This is a genomic window from Coleofasciculus sp. A1-SPW-01 (assembly GCF_040217205.1).
GTDB lineage: Bacteria > Cyanobacteriota > Cyanobacteriia > Cyanobacteriales > Coleofasciculaceae > Coleofasciculus > Coleofasciculus chthonoplastes_A.
Genome location: NZ_JAVJNP010000147.1, coordinates 44,825 through 65,648 on the forward strand (window position 1 = coordinate 44,825; position 20,824 = coordinate 65,648).

The following is a 20,824-nucleotide window of genomic DNA, read 5'->3' on the forward strand; positions in this document are numbered from 1 at the left end:
TACCTCCCATCTCCCCGCACTTCTACTCCTCGCTCATGTCATCCATCTTTCTGTGATCCAGAGGCTACAGCTTCGGCTTGATAGCGAATCCCGGCTTGCTTCAGACGCCGCAACACCTCAGCCAAGCGATCGCACTCCGCAATCAAACTTACCCGCACATAGCCTTCACCGCCGACACCAAAGGCATTTCCGGGCGTCACCACCACACCTGTTTGCTGGAGAATATCCAGGGCGAAATCCGTTGAATTTTGACCCGGTGGACAAGGAACCCATAAATACATTGTCGCCTTTGATTTAGGAATCTTCCATCCCAATTCCGCTAACCCTTGAATCAAAAAATCTCGGCGACGACAGTAACGTTCTTGCACCTGATGCACATAACTATCAGGTAAGTCTAATGCCGTTTCTGCGGCGGTTTGTAATACGGCAAAAATCCCATAATCTAAATTTGTTTTTAACGTCCGCAATCCTTGAATAATATGGCGATTTCCGACAACAAATCCAACCCGCCAACCTGCCATATTATAAGTTTTTGATAAAGTATGAAATTCTACGCCAATCTCCTTCGCGCCCGGAATTTCTAATAAACTCGTGGGTTGATAGCCATCAAATGCTAGTTCGGCGTAACATAAATCATGCACCAACAGAATTGAGTAACGACGGGCAAAAGCCACAATTTCCTCAAAAAACTCACGGGGAGCCGTCGCTGTTGTTGGATTATTCGGATAGTTAAAGTAGAGAATCTTTGCCCGTTGCGCCACATCCTCAGGAATAGCGGCTAAATCAATCAGCCAATCATTTTCCGGCTTAAGGATCATGCTGTGAATTTCAGCCCCAGCAATCAAAGGACCTCGGAAATGAGCTGGATAAGCCGGACTTGGCACTAATACCAAATCCCCTGGATTGACGTAAGCTAGAGCAAGGTGAGTCAATCCTTCTTTAGAACCCAACAGGGGTAGGGCTTCGCTATCAGGATCGAGAGTAACTTCATAGCGACGGTGATACCAACTGGTAATGGCGTGGCGAAAATCTGCCGTTCCTTCAAAGGGGGGATAGCCGTGGTTAATTGGATGATTCAGGGCGGTGATAGCGGCTTCAATCACGGGTGCAGGTGCTGAACCGTCAGGATTCCCCATGCCTAAATCAATTAAATCTAACCCTTGCTCACGGGCACGGGCTTTGAGTTCATCCAAACGAGCAAACACATAAGGGGGTAAAGCACTCAGGCGCTTTGCTGGGGTAATCCAATCTAAGTTCATTCAAAAATGCAGCGTTCCTAACCTAGAAAATTATATCGGCATTATCGGAAAATCGCTTAAGCTCCCAGAATTTTTGCCCTCAAGGGCTAAATCCGGGTTTATGAGGGCTTGCTGTATAAGCTGTTGCTGCATTCAGATGGGGATACCTAGATTTCTCAAAGGCAACAGGTAACAGGCAACAGGGAATACACAATTTAACAATCAAGGGTTGGACAACAATCCAAGATTCACAAAGAAACCGTAGGGGCACGGCATTGCCGTGCCTTTCCTACCATTATTTAAGTAGGTTGGTGGAAATAAACAATTCCATGAGGCAGTCAAGCAGGGGTTAATCAATTAACTCCAAAGAAAAACTAAATCGCCTCTAAATCTAGATACCAATTCTCAATCACCTGCTGAGAAATATGTTTCCCTCTCGTCTCAATCAGCATTTGTGCCATAGCCTTCACCTCACTTACTGTTTTATATTCCGTCTTTACCATCTCCGTCAATAATCTTAAAGTTCTAACATAAGGAATTGAACGTTTCCGACAAGTTTCAACCACTAAACCGTCATCACTGGCGCATAGTAAAAACCGATGCTGGGCGATGGCTAAAGTGGAACGATCCGCAATACTTAATAAAGGCGCTTCCCTTGAAAAATCAATCAAACTTTGGAACATTGCTTCCGTATCCAGAACAATCGGCGTAAGATATTTTGCTGCTGCTTCTCTAGTTTGGGGTTCTAAATTATCCGAATCTAGCACTTCTTGGGCAATGCAAAGCGGATCATAACATTTCTCTAACCAGTTCCATTCCCCAAGGTAAACAAAATCAATCAGTGCTGTAGCATCCAGAATCATCCCCTCCAGCTTCCTAGATGGTTCAGGCGACGGCATAAACCTCCTGTTCTCTGCGAGTCAGCCGTAAGCGCTCAATCGTCATCCCCAGCAGTTCCGACGCTTTCGACTCCGATATCTTCTCTTGTTCTAGTGCTTGCCAAACCAAGCTAGAATAGCGCTGATTGAGGGAAAAATCCTCTGCTTGCAGTTTCGGTTCCAGTTCAATGTCTTTGGTTAAAGACTCTCCTGTTTTATTTTTATACTGCACACACAACGCTTTTTTCGTTTTCCCAAAATCCTTTAATCCCATCTCATCCAAACGCTTGAGAATCACCGCATAACTCACCCGAAAATAAGACTTGAGTTTCAACCAGTCGTGCATATTAGTCCGCGCTTGGTCAAAAGCAGTTTGAGACACTAGCAAATGACTGGCAAAATAATTCGCCACTGCTTCACGGGCTTTTTCTTCCTCACGGTTGTCACTGGCTAAAAGCTGACCCTGATACTCTCCCCGATGAAAAATCAAATGGCCAATTTCATGGGCAAGAGTAAACAATTGACGCTCTATGCTGATCTTGTGGGTATTAATCAGCACAAACGCCCCTTGAGTATTGCTACAAGCACTTAAACCAAAGAAGTTATCCTGCTCAATGGGTAAGCGTAAAACCTTCAGACCAATTTCTTCCACCGCTTCAAACAAGTTGGAGATAGGAGCATCACCAAACCCTAAACGGGCGCGAAACTGCTTCGCCACTTGCTGAATGCGTTTTTCGTTCCCCTCTACACTGTCACAAGGGGTGCTTTCTGGCGCGTAGGGAGGCAAGCCCACCGCCGTTTCCAAAGCCGTATAGGTATTGAGCAACCCCTCGATATAACTCGCAAACTGGGGCTTTTTCGTGAAAGTCGTATGACAACGGAAACAGAACTGATTTTCAATAGGGAAAAGCTGATCCACAGGACGCAATAGATCATCAAGCGTCACCCCCAGATGTTTTGCTAACCGAGACAGGGTTTGACTATCGGGTAAGGTTTTCGCCTTCTCGTAGTTATTGATCGTCTGACGAGTCATCCCAACCTGTTCGGCTAACCGTTCTTGGGAAAGCCGTTGTCCTTTGCGATATCGGATTAAATTTTGCGCGATCGCATCTTTCATCAGAAGCAACCATAACTTTATTTTTTTACATTTTAGCTAAAACTTTAATTAAATGTAAAACATATTTTACATTTAGTCATCTAATCTGAAGTTCCCCTTTGACAAATCGCTTGCCTCACAGATTTTTTCCAAAAAGTATTAAGAAAATCTTAAATATACATGGGTACGAATTGAGAAGGGTAATTGGCTCAAACGCTTACATAGTCGGGGTTTCTACTTCTATCACCAATCGGGATGGGGGGAACTTCAGTTTAAAGAAAATAGATAGGGGTAAAGTGGGCAATACCCACCCTACTGGGTAAGAGTTTGAGTCGTCTTTAGACGACTTAAGCTTTTAGCCAAGAACTTGAGTTCTTGGCGGGTGTTGGGGCTTACTGACAACGATACAAGATATCAGTTATTCGTATTTTTCATTCATCGCCGTCGATAAAACGGGACTGCAATTTTTTTCCACAGGTGTTGTTGTCGAAACCATCGCCGCCATGAGCTGTTCAGGTGTCACATCAAACGGTAATCTGTGGATATCCGACTGCGGCTGACAAGCAATATCTGCCCCCTGGCGCAACTGTGCCAACGTGATATTTCCTAACCCCAAATCATCAAGAGTTTGGGGTAAACCGATTTCGCGATAAAACTTCAATAACTGTTGTCGTGCAGATGCGGCAAGTTGATTCCCCTGTACCATTTCTTCTAAGCGCAATTGCACCAGAATCCCATAAGCGACTTTCTCCCCATGTAAAGCGCTGTGAGAACCAGGAAGATGAGTTAAACCATTATGCACCGCATGAGCCGCCACAGTACGACACTGCGCCCCACCTAAACCACCAATCACACCCGCTAACAAAACTGAAGCATCAACTACCTCTCGCCAAACCTCGCTCCCTGGCGTTTTTAGGGCGTCTGCTGACTTTTGAAACAGGATATCCCGTAACACCCTCGCCTGTTGCACCGCCCCAATAATTAAGGTTTGAGCAGAATCCCCACTACTCACGGATGCCTCATACCATTTCGCTAAGGCGTCTCCAATTCCGGCGACTAAGGTACGTTGGGGGGCAGTTTCAATTAAGCTGTAATCCAGGATGAGTAAATCTGGGCAGCGATTCAGACTCACATCATACAGGAAAGCCCCTTCATTTGAGTAAATATTGGACAATGCTGTCCAAGCAGCACAGGTAGCGGCAGAGGTGGGAATTGTCACAACCGGAAGGTGACATTGATGAGCTAGGAGTTTAGCGGTGTCTAAGGCTTTGCCACCTCCCACACCAATAATTAAGTCGGCTTGATGGCAGGTTGCTGCTTCTTTGAGGGATGCGAGGGAGACTTCACTACAATCCGGACGATAAGATGCCTTAGCACAAGTTAACACCGACTGTTTCAAGATCGGTTCTAGCTGCGGTGATAACGTCGCCAAGGTATGATTCCCGCCAACAATCAGCGGGCGATGACCCAAAGATGCGATCGCCTCTCCAGATTGCGCTAATGCTTGGACACCGCGCAACACCTGCGCTGGGGCAACTGTGAGCGACAGCAATGAGGGAGGAGCCGAGTTAGTCATTTTTAGCAGAGGATGCAGCTAATTGAATTTTTATCTTACCTCATCTCCCCTATCTCCCCTACCAAATCAGTTTCAAGACTTCCCCTGAAAAGTCAGGTGGAGGTATCTGGTAATTGTGCCAAGCGTTCTTTGTAAATATTGATAGTCATCTGTTCATCATCACGTTCAGCCAGCGATCGGCTGATTTTACCTACAACTAGGGGTTTAGATACACCGGGTTCTGGGTGGATCACAGTGCGGGCGCGAATTGTCAGTTGGTTATTTTCTCCACCCAAACGCCCATAAGAAAAGAAGTCGCTGGCGGCTTGGCGCAGACTGGCTTCTAGTTGAGATTCGTTGATCGTTGTGGGCAAAGCGATAACGGCTTGGTTGCCTCCGTTGTCGTAGACTAAGGTAAAGTGGACTGCACCAGGAATCACTGTGCGGCTAAACGGGACGATACTTAGCGCAAATAAGCCGCCCGTCAGCACCCCCATAAAGCCCGTAATTCCCACCAACCGAAATCGGATGCCCCATTTAAAGATAAAACCTAAGAGGCTAAGAACTCCGAAAACTAGGGTGAGAATGCCTATCCATTGGGTATAGGTGAGAAAGTCAGTCGTTGTTGGCATAGAAGATAACCTGTGTTGACTCGATAAACGCCAATGGCTACATCGTTGCAGTTTGGTAACTTTTTTATCCTATCAGCGTTGCTTCATCCATGAATACCCTCAGATCAAGCTCCCTTAAGTATGACGCTCCTCGCCATTAACTTGAATTTCTCCACCTACTTCCTGTCCTCTCCCCGAATAATTGACTTTCGCATCCATTCCCGCACACTCTCTAGGTGGACAATTGCCTGATCACGTTCTCGGTTATCTGGACAACTTTCCAATATAGTATCTAACAGCCGTCCCCACAGGTATTCAACGGTGGCAATTTCTTCGAGTTGCGCTTGAGTGGGACTATCCCATCCAAACAAGCGATCGCGTATTGCCTTTGCTTCAGCGGATAGATGCTCCTTGTCCAACTGATCCTCTCCTGCATCACTTTATTTTTAGCTTATTTTTAACCACAAATTAAAACCCAAAGCCCTACTTGCACTGTTCCCTGTTGCCCGTTCCCCGTTCCCTTTAATGACCCACTCTAATTTCTTGCCGAGCTTTCTGAGTCCAAGCCTCATTAACTAGCAAATTGCCAGTAGACATTTTAAAATCAAATGGATGAGGAGGTTCAGGGACATCCAGAACACCACCTTGCCGATGAAATTTAATTAACCTAACGATCCAAGTACAAAAGTCTAAAATTTCCTCAGGTAATAGCGTTAGGTCAAAGTGCCAGCTTTGATTAATTCCCCGGCAATCTCGTCCCCACAGCCTCGATTGAATAATACCTGCTCCTTTATTAATAGACACACGCAAAATAAAGGGTCGTTCTGGGAGTAATTCATCAGGGGCTGTGTGAACATAAATACACAAATAATTCATGCGTTGCCGATCATCGATCCAAGATGCCATTGGCAGATTACCCGTTGATGAATTGCGGGTTGTAATCTTCACTGGCACGTTCATCTTGGCGGCAAATCGATCGTAGAACTCTTGCCTTAGCTGAGAAACTGTACGTATAGCTTCTGGAGTCATGATTACTGCATAAGAGTGAACACTTAAAACCGTTTTTTGCGATAGCGAGAAAGCCGCCGCAGTTGCTTATGCCGAGCAATGGCTTTACGTTTACGTTTTTGAATCGGCGTTTCAAAGTGGCGATGTTTCTTCATATCGGGAAAAATTCCCGCCTTGGAGACAGCTTGTTTAAATCGGCGGAGGGCTGACTCGATCCCTTCATGTTCACCGACAGTCACCTGTGCCATTTTATTTCCTCCTTAGCTTGAGTGAATTGCTCAATACCTGACAACATCTAGCAGAAATGCCTAAACTCCTACTCCAATCTTCAAGTTTGAATCTGATTCTTCCAAGCTGCCGCTTCAACTCTCGTAAGCGGCAGTCATTGATTATGAACGTAGAATTTAAAATATGAACGTAGAAGAGGAACGCAAGACAAAACCGATTGCTTCTATTGAGCCAAAGAAAATTGGAAAATCCCGACTGCCTTAGACTTGTTAACGACGGGAAGGCATATTGTATTGCCTTTCATCGGTGCAGTTGCTTTCCTGGTGCTTTTAGCCTGTACGCTTATGGGTTGGCTTGCGCCTAAACTTAAACTCGAATTATTCCGGTGAAAGTGAGCCTTGAAGTTGTTACCGAGCGCTACTTTCCCAATATCATGCTTCTTAACCCGCTCTTTACCTGTTTAGTTTAACTGTTCAGTTTCCGCCGATTGGAACTACCGCTAAACTGGTCAATTCCAGCGCATTCCCAGGTACGTACAGACGCGCCGTGGCGCGTCTCTACTTCTCGATAACGGCTGCTAGCAAAACCTAGCCCGGTCAACACAGACTTTTTTAAGCTCTTGCTACAACACTTAGACTTAGCGACGGGTTGTTGACTCGATAGTCCAGCATCTAGGAGACATTGAGAAACACCACCATGAATTAGCTGATTGCACCCGCATTATTCTGGTTTAGTAACGTCGAGAGAATCCATCCCGGTTGCCGCCGCCGCGACGACCACCGCCTCCTTGACCCCGAGGCTCACGAGGTTTAGCTTTATTCACTTTCAAATCCCGACCCATCCATTCAGCACCGTCTAGAGCATCAATAGCGGCAGATTCTTCAGCTTCTGAGTCCATTTCCACAAAACCGAAGCCGCGCATCCGACCTGTTTCCCGATCCGTGGGTAACTGAACCCGCTTTACTGTCCCGTATTCAGCAAAAATACTGGTGATGTCTTCTTCCGTAGCATCATAGGACAGGTTACCAATGTAAATCGACATAGAGTATCTCACAAAATCAATGAATGTAGAGACTTATGATTCGGAGACATGCCTGTCCGTAAATAAAAACAAACGATACAGCCGAATATAAACCTCGCTGATTATAATAACACCATTTATACACGACCCGGCTGACATTCTTCCAATCTAAAATCTAAGCCACCCAAAGGTGCTGGGAAAATCGAACGGCGAAGCTGAGCAATACTAGAGTGAAAAATAGGAGTGTTGCCCATCCCCATCGGGGATAACGAGCCAGCAACAGACCTAAGGCGATCGCAATGGATACAATACCATAAGCATGGCGTTCAGCCGAAATGGTGCGACCTGGGCTTAAAATCACGGCTAAGCTGCACAAGCCATAGATGACGGTAACAGGTCTGAGTTTTGTTCGCTGTTGCACGAGTAAATAACCACCGCCCCAAACCATGATCATATTAATTAGCGGATCTCCGGCTAAAAGCCACAGGAGAATTCCCAGAAGGTAGAAGCCATACCCTTTATCCACACACAGCCGTTTCAGGTGCGATCGCCATAATAAATAACTTGCAGCACAAATCGTAACAAAAATCAATGGATGCCACGGATCATGAAGCCAACCCTGATTCCAGTTGGCAGTTCCGGCGGAAATTTGCACCAACATCTTCAACCATCCCTGTCCGTAAAACGCTTGTTCAGGGTGCCATGCTTGTTGCACCCTTAAAAAGGCAAGCATGTCCCCAAAACGAATTCCGCAGTAGAGGCTATAGAGTCCCAATCCCCCGGCGGTGGCTAAACTAGGAAGATACGCGATCGCAGATCTTTTCTCTCGCCAAGCCACCAGCCAAAATGCTGGAGATAGAGCGATTCCTGGTAATCGTGTCGCACTGGCTAATCCTCCCCATAACGCTGACCAACCGTAGTGTTTCCGGTCAAAGGATCGCAAAGCGGCTGTACTCAACAACAGAAATAACCCCTCCGTATAAATTACCGTGCCAAATAGAGAAAAAGGACACCAAGCTAAAACCGCTGTTGTCCAGCGGGCAACCTTCTGTCCATGACTCTCTTGCACCCAAGCATAGAGAACAATGAGCGCCCCCCAAAATGCCAGATTATTGACAATAGTCCCCGCTACGTTAAAGGGCAATTCCCCAATCATTACCGCCCGAACCAATAAGGGAAACAAGGGAAAGAACGCCACATTATGTCCCTGACCATCATTAGCATACTCGTAACCGGAGAGAGCGATCGCCTGATAAAAATAACTATCCCACGCCAAAAATACATCCCAACTAACTGTCGGTTGAATGCCCCCAGGTGGCGCAGGCAATAAGGGCGCAATCACCAACATAGCGATCGCGATAACCATTCGGCTGAATAGCCACATTACCGTAGCAAAAATAACCCCATTCACGTAGATGCCTACTATTCCCTGAAGCTCAATATATCGATTCAGTTATTGCATCTTATGTCATAAACTGCTGGAAATGCGGTAGTGCCAGCTACATCATCTTTCCTTGGATAACTGATTACTGATTAATAAATGACAAAGGACGAATGAGAAATGACAAATGACAAATTCAAATTCCGATAACTAATTCCCAGCTTTTAAGTCTCCCTGTATCCGTCGGCACAGAATCGATGACCCTCAACTGCCAATGACCAAAACTATCCTGATTCAGCAACGACTTGAGCGCAGGGGTATTGTCTACCGAATAGGTGTATTGGAGTTGAGTATTGACACCCAATGTACGACTTTGTAACAGTACAGTCTGATCCTTGGGTGATGTCAACTCCACTTCTAAATCTCCCAAAAAGTCATGTTCAATGTCCACCGTCACCTGAATATCTTGCACTAAACCAGATTCAGTAATTTGAAGCGTGCTAGTCACACCACGGGAATTATTATCAGGAATAGCTAGGTTGTGATCATTGCGTCGTTTTAAAACTTGGGCAACTTTAGCCGTTTGAACTCGTTGCTTTTGGGCATCTTGTACCGCTTTAAAAGCATTAACCTTACCATAACCAAACCACTGGGAATACCCATTCGTATCATAAGTACCCAATCGCATACCGAGCTGGGAATCCGCATCACGGTCTACAATTTTGTCGGCTGTATCTTGCAGGATGCGTTTGACTTGTGCAGCGGTGAGATCAGGATTGGCGGAGAGAACCAGCGCCGCAACACCCGCGACAACGGGACAGGCGCTCGATGTGCCACCAAAACTCCCCACAAAATCACCGACTTCATACCCAGCCACGCCAAGTAAGTCGGTAGTAAAGACACCATTACCCGGCGTGGGGGCATTCACTTGGGGAGCCGTGCTAATAAAACCTGTTTTTTCAAACCACATTCCTGGCGGCGCATTGTTGCTAGGGGCGCAAACGGCGACATTCGTCCCCCAATTACTGTATGCCGCTTTTTTGCTCAGGCTGGTGCAAGCCGAAACCGCAATCACATCTGGATGTACGGCGAAACCACTGAGCCAGTTGGTAGGTCCACGTAGTAACTCATTTGTCCAACCGCGCTCAAAGATCGTGCCATGGATGGGGCGATTGGCATTTCCGGCGGCAAAGACGATCACACAGCCTTTCCCGCCGCGTCCCTCAGTCGCCGCACGGGTTAGGGCAGCCCGTTGCCGTAGGGAGAGGGGGAAGTAAACGGTTGCCGCACCCCAGCTACAAGAAACGACGCTGGCGTCATTTTCAATTGCCCAGTCAAATAATTCTTCAATACTTGTATCATCCAGATACCCACTGGTGCGAATGGGCATCAGCGCACATCCAGGTGCGACACCGACAATACCCTGACCATTTTCTTCAGCCACCGCAATCCCCGCACAAGCGGTGCCATGACTTTCACCAGAACCACTGGGTAGAGGAATAAAGTCTTTGTCTTTAAAGTCTTTGGGCGCGACAATTTTTCCGGTGCCTTGAAAATCGGGATGGTTGACATCAATGGCATCATCGGCTATTGCCACGACAATGGAGCGATTTCCCCGGGTAATATCCCAGGCTTTTTCTACGTCAATATGAGAACGTGGGGCTAAATTTGAACCACCACTGTGATTTAGATACCACTGTTGAGGGTATAAGGGGTCTTGGGGATGGTAGCTCGGCTGTTTGGGAACAATGATCTGGGGTTCTGCGGTTAAGACTTCGGGGCGTGTGATCAGTCGATTGGCTATTTTTAGCGGATTCTCTGGGGAATTCGGGGTGAGTTGAAAGATAAAGGTGTTGGGAATACCGATGAGCGATCGCACTGATTTTAAGCAAAATTCGGTCTCAATAGCGGAGATTGTGGCGTCATCGGTGTCGGGGTTAAATTGAATCGTTAGTTGATCGCCCAGGTAAATGAAGGTCGCTGGATCGTCCTTGAGTTGGTAAACATGACTAGCAAAGACAACATCTTCGCGATCGCGTGCCACTTGCATTGTCTCATCCCGGTGTTCGGCGTCAACCGTAAATTCCACAAGCTGAGTGCGGGGAATTTGACGCTGGTGGTGGATACTCAGGGCTTGTTCTAGCTGCTCGATGGGGATTTCAGGGGAGCAAAGGGTGAAGCGATCGCGCACCTTTAGTAATCCTAGTTCTTCACCGCCCCGTTGCAGGAGCAGACCGATGCTTTCTTCGGGAATCGGCGTGGTTTGAGGAGAATCGTCTGGCAGAGAATCAGGATGCGGGATCATGGTTTAGAATAGATTACTCGTCAATCGTACAAGATCATTAAATTATGACTATTTTTCTTGATCCTATTACTCCGGATGTCTAAGAAACCTTCCGGGTATTGTTTCAGTCTAGCTGGTTTAGACAGCCCCACTGACTGGTAATCGGGTCATCGCTGATGGTTAGTGATGGACGGCAAATTCCTTGCCCCCAAGTCTAGCGATCGTCATCTGACTCCCCTTGCCGCATCTGTCGATGGTAAGATACCCGACAGGTTCTGTGTTTGTTAAAATACTATCCCTATTTTTTACATGATCTCTTCTGGAACGATTCATAGCCTTGGCTTTACCTGCCTTGTTGCCTTTCCCTTCACAACGAGTGTGGCGCTCTTATCCCCCGCCCACGCTCAAACTCAAGCGGCTGCGCTTTCAGAAGAGGTCAGCCAAATGCAGCCTGAGCCAGATGATTCTACTGAGCTACGCCCCTTAACTCAGGACGATAGCCTGCTGAGTTTACAGGGGGGACAGCGGTTAATGGTAGAGGCAAATCAAGCCATTGAAGCTCAAGACTATACGTTAGCCTCTCAAAAACTTCAGCAGGCGCGTCAAGTTTTCAACCAATTGTCTAATTTCTATCAGCAGTTAGCTGAAAGTTTTTCGGGAATTGATAACCGGATTTTCAATGAGCATCGGCAAAACGCACTCAAGACAGCAGAAATGCGGGATGAAGCCACCTATCAGTTGGCGTTGGTACATCGCGCCCAAGATCAACCGGAGTTAGCGGTTCCCTTACTGATTCAGATCATTCGTTCTCAGAATCCCACCCGTGATTTGGGCAAAAAAGCTTACCAGCAGCTTTTTGAATTGGGATTCGTCGGTTCTCCCTTCCCCCCCTCTGGCAATAGCGAACCGACTTCATCCGTGACTCCAGAACGTTAAATTAATATGTAGAACGTTGAAGAAAAATGGAGTGGGTATGATTAGTCCAGAGCAAGTTGAGACAATGATCAAAGCAGAACTTCCCGATGCTCAAGTACAGGTACAAGATTTAACCGGCGGTGGAGATCATCTGCAAGCGATCGTTGTGTCCTCCCAGTTTGAAGGCAAAAGCTTGGTAAAACAGCACCAGCTTGTTTATGGCGCTCTCCAGCAAGCAATGGCAAGCGAAGCCATTCACGCCCTAGCGCTGAAAACCTATACCCCTGCATCTTGGCAAGCTACCCGTCAGGCTGTATAAACTCTCGCTACACTAGACCCATACAAAACTACACAAAACATTTCAGCAAAGCTATGACGTCAGCAGTTAAAGAACGGATTGACCAGCTCATCAACCAGGACAAAATTGTGGTGTTTATGAAAGGCACCAAACTGATGCCCCAATGTGGTTTTTCCAACAATGTCGTCCAAATCCTGAATACCTTGGGTGTTTCCTACGCAACCGTGAATGTTCTCGATGATCCGGAAGTGCGTCAAGGCATTAAGGAATATTCCAATTGGCCCACGATTCCCCAAGTTTACGTGAATGGCGAGTTCATTGGTGGCTCAGATGTGATGATCGAGCTTTATCAGAACGGCGAATTACAGGAGATGGTCGAAGTGGCATTAGCATCTTGACATCTTTCCCGTTCTAAGCTATATATCGCAAAATCAACCAAAAAGCCTGCTTAAGCAGGCTTTTTCAATCTATTAGGACTTACGCAAAGGCTCTATTTGTAGGGTGTGTTAGCGTAGCGTAACGCACCGCAAGCCGCTATCAGTGGTGTGTCTGCGTAAGTCCTGTCTATGCTTAACCTAAGAACAATGTAGAGACGTGCCATGGCGCGTCTGGGAGCTACCGGAGATTGGCAAGGATTGTGGCTTAAGTTGACACAGGTGAAGGGAGATCGCCCACACCGAAGTCCCTCATCCAGGTTTAATAGTAGTCAGTTTCGGGTTCTGGTAAGGGTACGGCTTCAAAGTTGGAGGGATCGCGTAGATAACGAACAGCATCTTCCTCCAAGCGATGAATCAAATAAACTTCTATAGCATTACTATGTCGAAGAGCATCAAGATAGCCATCAACGTATAACCGCAGTTCGTCAAAGCGATATCCCCGGTTCCACATAAAAACTAGAGCATCTGTAAGTTGCTGATAGTAGCGTATGGTTCGAGTGTCTTGAAGCATAGTCTAAAGCAGTGTGAATTCGGTATTTTAGCGTTAGAGTTACTAATTGTCAATTCTTTCAAATTGATCCCTAGCAACTCCAGCTAGCCCTTACTACTATTGTGCCTTAGATCAGTTGACAATGTGGTCAACTGATTGACAGAAATGAACGACTCCGCCCATCATACTGCTTGACACTCCCCCTTTTAGAAAAAGGGGGATTCTGCGGAACTCACATTCCACATATCCTGAGAGAACAGCTCTAGCTGTCTTCCCAAGTTCCCAGGCACACGACGTTTACCCTTGCGGGTGTCGTGTTTTCTCCTTTTAGCCCTTCGACTTACCTCGACTTCGCTCGGTACAAGTCGCTCAGGGCTAAGCACTGTTAATTCAGTGCTGGGCGTTTCAAACAGATTTAACTGCTTGGGTTCCGCCGAGTCCCGGCGTACCTTAACTAATTTCAACACCTCGACTCCAGCGGACGTGTTGACGCTGAGCGGAGTCGAAGCGTCAAGCCATATTCAACAACGGCTTTGTGCTTAATGTTTCGTGCCGCCTGCTTATCCGCATGATCGAAATGTCCACACTCGGTACAGATAAACCGTTCTCTATCCCGGTTGGCTTTATCGATATGACCGCAGGCACTGCACTCTCTAGATGTATTCCGTGGGTTCACTTTGAGCAAGACCTTTCCTGACTTCGCAGCCACGTACTGAATCTTGCGGGAATTGAAAAAGCGCATCCAGCCAATTTTAGGCAGATAGACCTTGCTCCCTTTGAACTTAACCCGACCCGGCTTATACTCAAACGACCGGAAATTGCTGCGGTTTTTGAATGCCGGAAAACCCCGCCCATCAAAGAAGTTTATCAGCTAATAAACGAAGGCGAATAAATTCGCCGTGTGAAACATTGAGCGAAGTCGAAATGTCGAACTTCATCCCCCGACGCTCAGTACGGGGGCTTCCGTTCTCCCGCTCTTTATCTGTGATGATTTCAATCATGAATCAGCCGACGAAATTAAATATCACAATAAAGCAAATTAGTCAATCCACTAAATGATTTTCTAGGGCAAAACGCACAATTTCGGCACGGTTGCTGGTTTCTGTTTTTCTCAGGAGACTGCTGACGTATTTTTCAATCGTCCGAGGACTCAGGTGTAGCTTGTTCCCAATTTCGCTATTGGATAACCCTGTGGTCAGTAAGTCTAAAACCTGTTGTTCCCGTTGAGTCAGATGCAGTACATTGGATGGGGAGGTGGGGGAGGCGATCGCACGAGGAGTTGATTCGGACTTGGGCGTCGCCTCCGTCGTCTCCGGCGATGGGGTTGATGGTCCTGTATCAGTGGAAGAGAATCGTAATTCGGCTTGCATCATCTGAGACCGTTCCAGCAGATTCCGAATTACAGCACTCAATTCCTTCATTTCAAAGGGTTTGGGCAAATACAAGTCACATCCTAACTGGTAGCCCTTAATCCGCTCATCAGTACTACTGCGCTCCGTTAAAAAAACCACAGGTAACAAGCGGAAAGCTGGTCGTTTCCGAACTTGTTGCACAAGTTCATAGCCATTCAATTTCGGCATATTGATATCGGTGACGATTAGGTGAGGATGATACTTGTCAATCAGAGACAGAGCCTCTTGACCATCTTCTGCCGTTACAACTGAATAGCCTGACATTTCCAGGTAATCGCTCACAGAAAGACGAGTACCTAGGTTGTCATCTACAACCAGGATTATCAATGGCATGAGAATAACTGCAATACAAGCCTATATAATAGTTGAAACATCTAGGGACTTTCTAGAGCATCGGTGCAATAATCACAGTTAGCGGACTCTAACTCTAACAAGTAATAAGTCTGTCCTAACCTTTACGGCGACAACTCTAACGTGTCGAGTTTGTCAACAAGTCATGAACTTGTAGGAATGACAGGCTCTCCTTGCGTCCGCTGGTAAACTCTAGTTCCTATTGACCAAACTCAATCCTAGCTTGCTCAACAATATCTACGGTAACGACATCCAAATCAGCCTCACGAGCTAAATGCTCAATCCGTTGTCGAGCTTGAGTACGCACAAAATACGGTATTTTTTTGAGTTTCGCCTTAGCTTCGGGTGTCCAGTCTAAGGTATCTGTATAATTAGCGCTGTTCATGTTCAATGCAAGCGGGAGACTTTTCTCATTCCGCTTTGATCTTAACCCAGAGGGGCAGGGGGAAGCGGGGGAAGCGGGGGAAGCGGGGGAAGCGGGGGAAGCGAGGAAAGCGGGGGAGGTAAAAAAAGATAAGTAGGTTGGTGGAAATAAACTCAACTATCCACCAGTTATGTGAATAGACCTCAAACCCTTACATAAACTAATGACGTAGCTTGCTTGCGCGTTGAGCGCGAGTATGACGAATGACGATCTGTGCCGTTAACTTTTATTGTCCCTACCTACTTAATAGTGAAACCCGCCCCTACAAACCAGGTTCCCTGAAGGTCGTGAAGGGTCAACACTCAACACTCAACACTCAACACTCAACACTTCCTCTATCCCAGCTAACCAATCGAGTAACATCTGATTAAACTGTTCTGGGCATTCATCATGAGGACAATGACCCGCATTATCCAACTCGATCAACTTGATATTCGGGTTGAGATCGGCAAACTGCTGGGCTAACTGGGAAGGAATCATCCGGTCTTGACGCCCCCAAATTAACAGTATAGGACTATCCAAAGTCGGCAAAACCGATTTGACCGGAGGACCAAATTTAGATGAGGTCATCGCTTTAAACAGCGCACTAAATGTAGCCGCCGCCCCGCGATCGCGAGCAGGGTGGGTGAGAATGTCCACTAATTCTGCATCAATAGCCTTGGGGTTGGCATAGGCAAGTCCTGCCCATTTCTGGACAATTGATGGGCGTCGCAGCAGATAAAAAAGACTTTGGAGAACCACAGGAGACGCGACTACACCCTCAACCGTTGATACCACAGGTCTCAGCCAACCCGGAAGTGCCTCTTCTCGGAGGGAAAAATCTGGCAAATTAACCAAGGCAAGTCCCTTAACCATCTCCGGGTGAGTGGCGGCTGCGCTCAGAGCCACCAGTGAACCGATTGAGTTACCCACTAACACTACGGGGTGTTGAATCAAGGTTCGCCAGAATTCATAAACTTGATTGACCCACAACTCAATCGTATACCTTGTCCCAGCTTTGCGCGAACTGCCAAACCCCAACAGATCTAGCGCATAAACCGGGTAGTTCTGACCCAGTACAGGTAGGTTATGACGCCAATGTCCGATGGAAGTACCAAATCCATGCAGCAGCAGAACGGGAGGAGTCAATGTTGAGTGAGACTGCGGTGGACGAATATAAGTGTAACGAGTCTGCCAACCTTGCCAAACCCAGTCTCGTTGATTGCCGACTCGTTGCTGCCACGATACCGATGGATTCACACCATGCCTCAACTTCAAAAACGTTTACAACTCCTTACCTATTATTGTAGTGGTTTCTTCAGGGTACTCTCTACAGCAGATGCCCCATAACCCAGGAAAAATCAGGACTAACAAACGCTTCAAATATTCCCTCTCTCGCGAGGGTTCTCTGCTATCCTCCGGCAATTTGGAAGTTACGTTAAAAAGATGGACAGAAACTGGATCAGAGTCAGTAAAATGGCAAGTAAAATCCGCTTACTTTTATCCAACCCTTAACAACTAGAAATTCAAGCAGACACCCGTGAGTGATAGAAGACGCCAACGCGATCTACCCCAAATCAACGAAAGAATCCGCTATCCTAAGATTCGTGCGATTGATACCGATGGCACACAGCTAGGAATCATTGCTCCTCAAGAGGCTTTACGCATCGCTGAGGAAAAAGAATTGGATCTGGTTTTGGTTAGCGATAAGGCAGATCCGCCCGTGTGCCGCATCATGGACTACGGCAAATACAAATTTGAACAGGAGAAGAAAGCCCGCGAAGCCCGGAAGAAGCAACACACGGCGGACGTTAAAGAAGTCAAGATGCGCTATAAGATTGATGATCATGACTACCAGGTGCGTGTCAACGCAGCTAGGCGCTTTCTGAAATCAGGAGATAAAGTTAAAGCCACGATTACCTTTCGGGGGCGAGAAATTCAGCACGCCAACTTAGCCGAAGACTTGCTCAAGCGCATGGCAACGGATTTACAGGACGTTGCTGAAGTGCAGCAAGCCCCCAAACGGGAAGGTCGTAATATGATGATGCTACTCTCTTCCAAAAAATAAGACTTGGGTTCATTGGTCATTAGTCATTAGTCATGGGTTAGCCGCTATGGACTATAGCTAATGACTTAGGACTAACGACTAAGGACAAACTGCTAAATGAAACTACAAACTCGTACTCGCATTCAAAATGAATGGGTACGGCGAATCCTAGAATTGGTCAATCTTCGTCCAGAAGAAGGCGAGCGCACCTTTTTGATGTTCGCCTTCTACACTGCTACCTCAGTTGGGCTGCTTTGGTTTGAGTATAGTGCGACAGCACTGTTCTTGGACGAATACGGTGCGAGGTGGTTACCCGTCATTTATATCGCCAGCTCCCTGATGGTGTCTGGGCTAGGGGTCTTATACTCTTGGCTACAAGAACGGGTACCGATGAGGCGTGTCTTAGTTACAGTCGCTTTCCTAACGTGCGTACCCTTGTTGATCTTACGGTTGACCCTAGGCTTTAGCTATTTAAACGGGTTAATCGCCTTGGGTACCGTTTTTCTGTTGCGATTGTGGATGGATGCGGTCGAAGTTCTCAATGATCTCAACTCTCAAGTTGCCGCGAATCAATTATTCAATATTCGGGAAATTAAGCGCACCTATCCGATTGTGTCATCAGGACTCTTAGTGGCTGATGTGATCTCCGGCTTTTCTTTACCCCTGCTGTTGTTGGTTGTCGGCACAATTCAAAACGTTCTCGTGGTGGCGGCGTTGATGATGATGGTTGGCGCTGGCACTTTGTTTTATTTAACCCAACGCTACCAGCAAGCCTTTCCTAACTTACCCACAAGGGATTGGGAAGACGATGACCAGAAATTTGTGGTTCGCCGCACGACCGGACATCTACAACGCTATATTGTGCCGTTATTTGCCTTTTTTATTCTCGGTGAAGCCCTGTATCTGCTGGTAGAGTTCCAGTATCTGGGTCAATTAGAGGCAAATTTAGAAGCTTCAGATATTGCTGGGTTTTTGGGGTTATTCAGTGGGATTGTCGGCATATTTGAACTCACCTCTCAGTGGTTCATATCCAGTCGCGCCGTGGAACGTCTGGGCGTCTTTGTCGCGGCGATGATGCTACCTGCGTCCTTAGCGATTATGGGCTTAATCACATTGAGTGGTTTACTGGATGTGGTGATTAAGCTATTCGGTGCAGTCATTACCATTCCCGGATTCGTGACCGGATTATTCGTCGGTCTAATTTTTCTGCGGTTTATTGACGAACTCCTGCGCTATACCTTAATTGCTGGCATTGAACCGTTCTTGTTTCAACCGATACCCGAAGGAATTCGTAATGCCCTGCAAACCCGAGTACAGGGAATTGCAGAACCCATAACCACGGGTGTTACAGGTATAAGTATGCTCGCTGGGATCTGGCTGTTGCATCACCTATTTCCGGGACAGCCGGAATCCCAAATTCAACAATGGCAGAGTGGTATGTTTATTCTTGCTATTGTGTTTTTCTCCCTAATCTGGTTGCTGAGTGCTTGGTCGATGCGCTCGACTTACGTTACCTTGCTGGTTGATAGCGCTGAACAAGGACGCTTAGGGTTTTCTGATGTTGACTTAAAGGCGTTCAAGCGAACGGTGATAGAAACCTTAGAGCAACCGGGTACGGAAGCGGATAAACGCTCTTGTATTCAACTTTTATCCCAGATTGACCCCACGAATGTGGGTGAGGTACTGGCTCCCCTTTTGCCTCGCCTTTCTATTGCGCTTCAGTGTCAGAGTCTAGAGGCGATGTTGGAGTATCCCAACCCCGCCTATTGTCGGGACGTGCAAGTCTTGATTGAGCAGAAACCGCCGCCAGAAGTGTTGGCGTTGGCGCTGCGTTATGTTTGGCTGACTCAACCAGAATTGGATATTGACACGATTAAACCTTATCTCCATGGAACCGTTGATCCGATGGTGCGAGCCACAGCCGCCGCGATTATCTTGCGTCGGGGAACCCCGCAAGAGAAGGCGGAAGCGACAGAGATCCTGCGGCGAATGGTGAACTCAAAACGGGAACGAGAACGAGTTATGGGGACACGAGCCTTAGGAGAGGCAGAGTATTTGCAAGCCTTGAGAGTTTATATTCCTCATCTGTTAAAAGATGAATCGTTGCGTGTTCGTTGCGCTTTATTAGAGGTGATTGCGGCAACTCATTTGGAAGAGTCTTATCCATCGCTAGTACGAGGACTTTATTACAAATCGACTCGTGAAGCGGCTCGCATGGCGTTGGTGCGTCTGGGGAATGAAGCGATTCCGTTGCTGCTGGAGTTGGCAGAAGATATCCATAAACCGGATTTAGTTCGGGTACAAGCTTGGACGGCGTTGGCGGAGATTGGCACACCCGAAACCCTGAACTATCTGGTGCAACAGCTAATGACGAGTTGGGGGATCAGCCGTCGTAATATTCTCCGCAGCTTATTGAAAATTCCCAATGAGGAAGGAATCGATGTGGTGCTAGATCAGTTGGGACGGAGTGGGATTGAGACGTTAATTGAGCAAGAACTGCTGTTTTTGGGTCAGATTTATGCCGCTCTGGTGGATTTGAAGCCAGAACTGATCAGTGGACAGGAGGCAGATTTGCTGCGACGGGCGTTAAATGATCAGCAAAAGGATTTGCTGGAGAATTGTTTTTTGCTGATGAAGTTTCTTTATCCCGTTGGTGCAATTCAAGCGGCATCCTTTAATCTGGAATCTGAGTCCCGCTCCAATATTGCGATGGGATTGGAAATATTGGACAATACCATAGATATTCCCCAAAAGCAAGCCTTTTTGACGCTGTTTGATCGCCGTTCCTTTGGCGAAAAGCTGGAATGTTTGCAAGAACTGGTGTCTTATCAACCGATGAATCCTAGCGATCGCGTGCGACGATTGATTGAGTTCCGTCATTTTCTCTCGGATTGGACTCTGGCTTGTTGTTTCCATTTAGCGCGGGGGGCTTATATGAGTTTGACACCGGCTGCAACGTTAGTCTGTCTGCGTCATCCCACGGGTTTTGTCCGAGAAGCGGTTTTAACCTATTTGAAAGCCGCATCGCCTCGTTCTTGTATTGAGTTACTACCGATGCTCAAACATGATTCTGATCGGTTGGTGGCGGCGGTAGCTCAACAGATGAGTAACGAATTTGGTCTGGTGAGCTGATGGAGCAGTCGTTAGGAAAGGTTTATTCCTCTATTATCA

21 protein-coding genes are annotated in these 20,824 nt (G+C 47.0%); 5 read left to right on the forward strand and 16 right to left on the reverse strand.

All coding sequences use genetic code 11. The features are described from left to right. Positions 1-38: 38 nt before the first annotated feature. The 11 genes from RH949_RS22640 to RH949_RS22690 all read right to left on the reverse strand — a co-directional run bounded on the left by RH949_RS22640 (position 39) and on the right by RH949_RS22690 (position 11,321). On the reverse strand, positions 39-1,259 hold the full coding sequence (locus RH949_RS22640; RefSeq protein ID WP_006099023.1) for an aspartate aminotransferase: 1,221 nt from the start codon (positions 1,257-1,259) through the stop codon (positions 39-41). Positions 1,260-1,612: 353 nt separating this feature from the next. Beyond that, positions 1,613-2,137: a hypothetical protein gene (locus RH949_RS22645; RefSeq protein ID WP_446356317.1), complete on the reverse strand. Its 525-nt coding sequence runs from the start codon at positions 2,135-2,137 to the stop codon at positions 1,613-1,615. Continuing rightward, positions 2,124-3,233, reverse strand: a complete 1,110-nt coding sequence (locus RH949_RS22650) for an ImmA/IrrE family metallo-endopeptidase (protein ID WP_446356349.1) — start codon at positions 3,231-3,233, stop codon at positions 2,124-2,126. Before RH949_RS22650 ends, RH949_RS22645 begins: the two co-directional genes overlap by 14 nt. Before the next feature lie 397 nt (positions 3,234-3,630). Beyond that, entirely contained in the window at positions 3,631-4,788 is a 1,158-nt protein-coding gene (locus RH949_RS22655; RefSeq protein WP_446356319.1) for an iron-containing alcohol dehydrogenase, read from the reverse strand. Between the two features lie 92 nt (positions 4,789-4,880). Then, positions 4,881-5,399 carry a Ycf51 family protein gene (locus RH949_RS22660; protein WP_006099025.1) on the reverse strand — a complete coding sequence of 173 codons (519 nt, stop codon included), beginning with the start codon at positions 5,397-5,399 and terminating at the stop codon, positions 4,881-4,883. Between the two features lie 155 nt (positions 5,400-5,554). Beyond that, positions 5,555-5,797 carry a hypothetical protein gene (locus RH949_RS22665; RefSeq protein ID WP_006099123.1) on the reverse strand — a complete coding sequence of 81 codons (243 nt, stop codon included), beginning with the start codon at positions 5,795-5,797 and terminating at the stop codon, positions 5,555-5,557. A 103-nt stretch (positions 5,798-5,900) separates the two neighbouring features. Further along, positions 5,901-6,407 (reverse strand): hypothetical protein, encoded by a 507-nt coding sequence (locus tag RH949_RS22670; protein ID WP_006099034.1) that lies wholly within the window; start codon positions 6,405-6,407, stop codon positions 5,901-5,903. Between the two features lie 23 nt (positions 6,408-6,430). Next, entirely contained in the window at positions 6,431-6,634 is a 204-nt protein-coding gene (gene rpsU, locus RH949_RS22675; protein ID WP_006099092.1) for a 30S ribosomal protein S21, read from the reverse strand. Positions 6,635-7,344: 710 nt separating this feature from the next. Continuing rightward, positions 7,345-7,656, reverse strand: a complete 312-nt coding sequence (locus RH949_RS22680; RefSeq protein WP_006098827.1) for an RNA recognition motif domain-containing protein — start codon at positions 7,654-7,656, stop codon at positions 7,345-7,347. 154 nt (positions 7,657-7,810) lie between these two features. Continuing rightward, positions 7,811-9,046: a mannosyltransferase family protein gene (locus RH949_RS22685; RefSeq protein WP_446356322.1), complete on the reverse strand. Its 1,236-nt coding sequence runs from the start codon at positions 9,044-9,046 to the stop codon at positions 7,811-7,813. Positions 9,047-9,212: 166 nt separating this feature from the next. Continuing rightward, entirely contained in the window at positions 9,213-11,321 is a 2,109-nt protein-coding gene (locus tag RH949_RS22690) for a S8 family serine peptidase (RefSeq protein ID WP_446356324.1), read from the reverse strand. Positions 11,322-11,609: 288 nt separating this feature from the next. Here RH949_RS22690 and RH949_RS22695 point away from each other — a divergent pair, with 288 nt between their 5' ends. The 3 genes from RH949_RS22695 to grxD are packed head-to-tail and all read left to right on the forward strand — an operon-like array spanning position 11,610 to position 12,911. Continuing rightward, positions 11,610-12,236 carry a hypothetical protein gene (locus RH949_RS22695; RefSeq protein WP_446356326.1) on the forward strand — a complete coding sequence of 209 codons (627 nt, stop codon included), beginning with the start codon at positions 11,610-11,612 and terminating at the stop codon, positions 12,234-12,236. A gap of 37 nt (positions 12,237-12,273) precedes the next feature. Further along, positions 12,274-12,534: a BolA family protein gene (locus RH949_RS22700; RefSeq protein ID WP_044205138.1), complete on the forward strand. Its 261-nt coding sequence runs from the start codon at positions 12,274-12,276 to the stop codon at positions 12,532-12,534. A gap of 53 nt (positions 12,535-12,587) precedes the next feature. Then, positions 12,588-12,911 carry a Grx4 family monothiol glutaredoxin gene (gene grxD, locus RH949_RS22705; protein WP_006098788.1) on the forward strand — a complete coding sequence of 108 codons (324 nt, stop codon included), beginning with the start codon at positions 12,588-12,590 and terminating at the stop codon, positions 12,909-12,911. A gap of 298 nt (positions 12,912-13,209) precedes the next feature. Here grxD and RH949_RS22710 read toward each other — a convergent pair whose 3' ends face one another. The 5 genes from RH949_RS22710 to RH949_RS22730 form a co-directional block, all read right to left on the reverse strand. Beyond that, positions 13,210-13,461, reverse strand: a complete 252-nt coding sequence (locus tag RH949_RS22710) for a DUF6761 family protein (RefSeq protein ID WP_044205135.1) — start codon at positions 13,459-13,461, stop codon at positions 13,210-13,212. A 439-nt stretch (positions 13,462-13,900) separates the two neighbouring features. Beyond that, a complete protein-coding gene (locus RH949_RS22715; RefSeq protein WP_446356329.1) occupies positions 13,901-14,182 on the reverse strand; it encodes a zinc ribbon domain-containing protein in 282 nt (93 codons plus the stop codon). 301 nt (positions 14,183-14,483) lie between these two features. Next, positions 14,484-15,185, reverse strand: coding sequence for a response regulator transcription factor (locus RH949_RS22720; RefSeq protein WP_446356331.1), 702 nt, complete (start codon positions 15,183-15,185; stop codon positions 14,484-14,486). A 217-nt stretch (positions 15,186-15,402) separates the two neighbouring features. Next, entirely contained in the window at positions 15,403-15,588 is a 186-nt protein-coding gene (locus RH949_RS22725) for a PCP reductase family protein (RefSeq protein WP_006099000.1), read from the reverse strand. Positions 15,589-15,936: 348 nt separating this feature from the next. Continuing rightward, entirely contained in the window at positions 15,937-16,866 is a 930-nt protein-coding gene (locus RH949_RS22730) for an alpha/beta fold hydrolase (protein WP_446356333.1), read from the reverse strand. 280 nt (positions 16,867-17,146) lie between these two features. On the opposite strand from RH949_RS22730, the gene infC reads away from it, so the two are divergent. Together infC and RH949_RS22740 are read left to right on the forward strand one after the other, a co-directional pair. Continuing rightward, positions 17,147-17,674, forward strand: a complete 528-nt coding sequence (infC, locus tag RH949_RS22735; protein ID WP_006098862.1) for a translation initiation factor IF-3 — start codon at positions 17,147-17,149, stop codon at positions 17,672-17,674. Between the two features lie 96 nt (positions 17,675-17,770). Further along, on the forward strand, positions 17,771-20,785 hold the full coding sequence (locus RH949_RS22740) for a HEAT repeat domain-containing protein (RefSeq protein WP_006099014.1): 3,015 nt from the start codon (positions 17,771-17,773) through the stop codon (positions 20,783-20,785). Positions 20,786-20,824 lie beyond the last annotated feature (39 nt).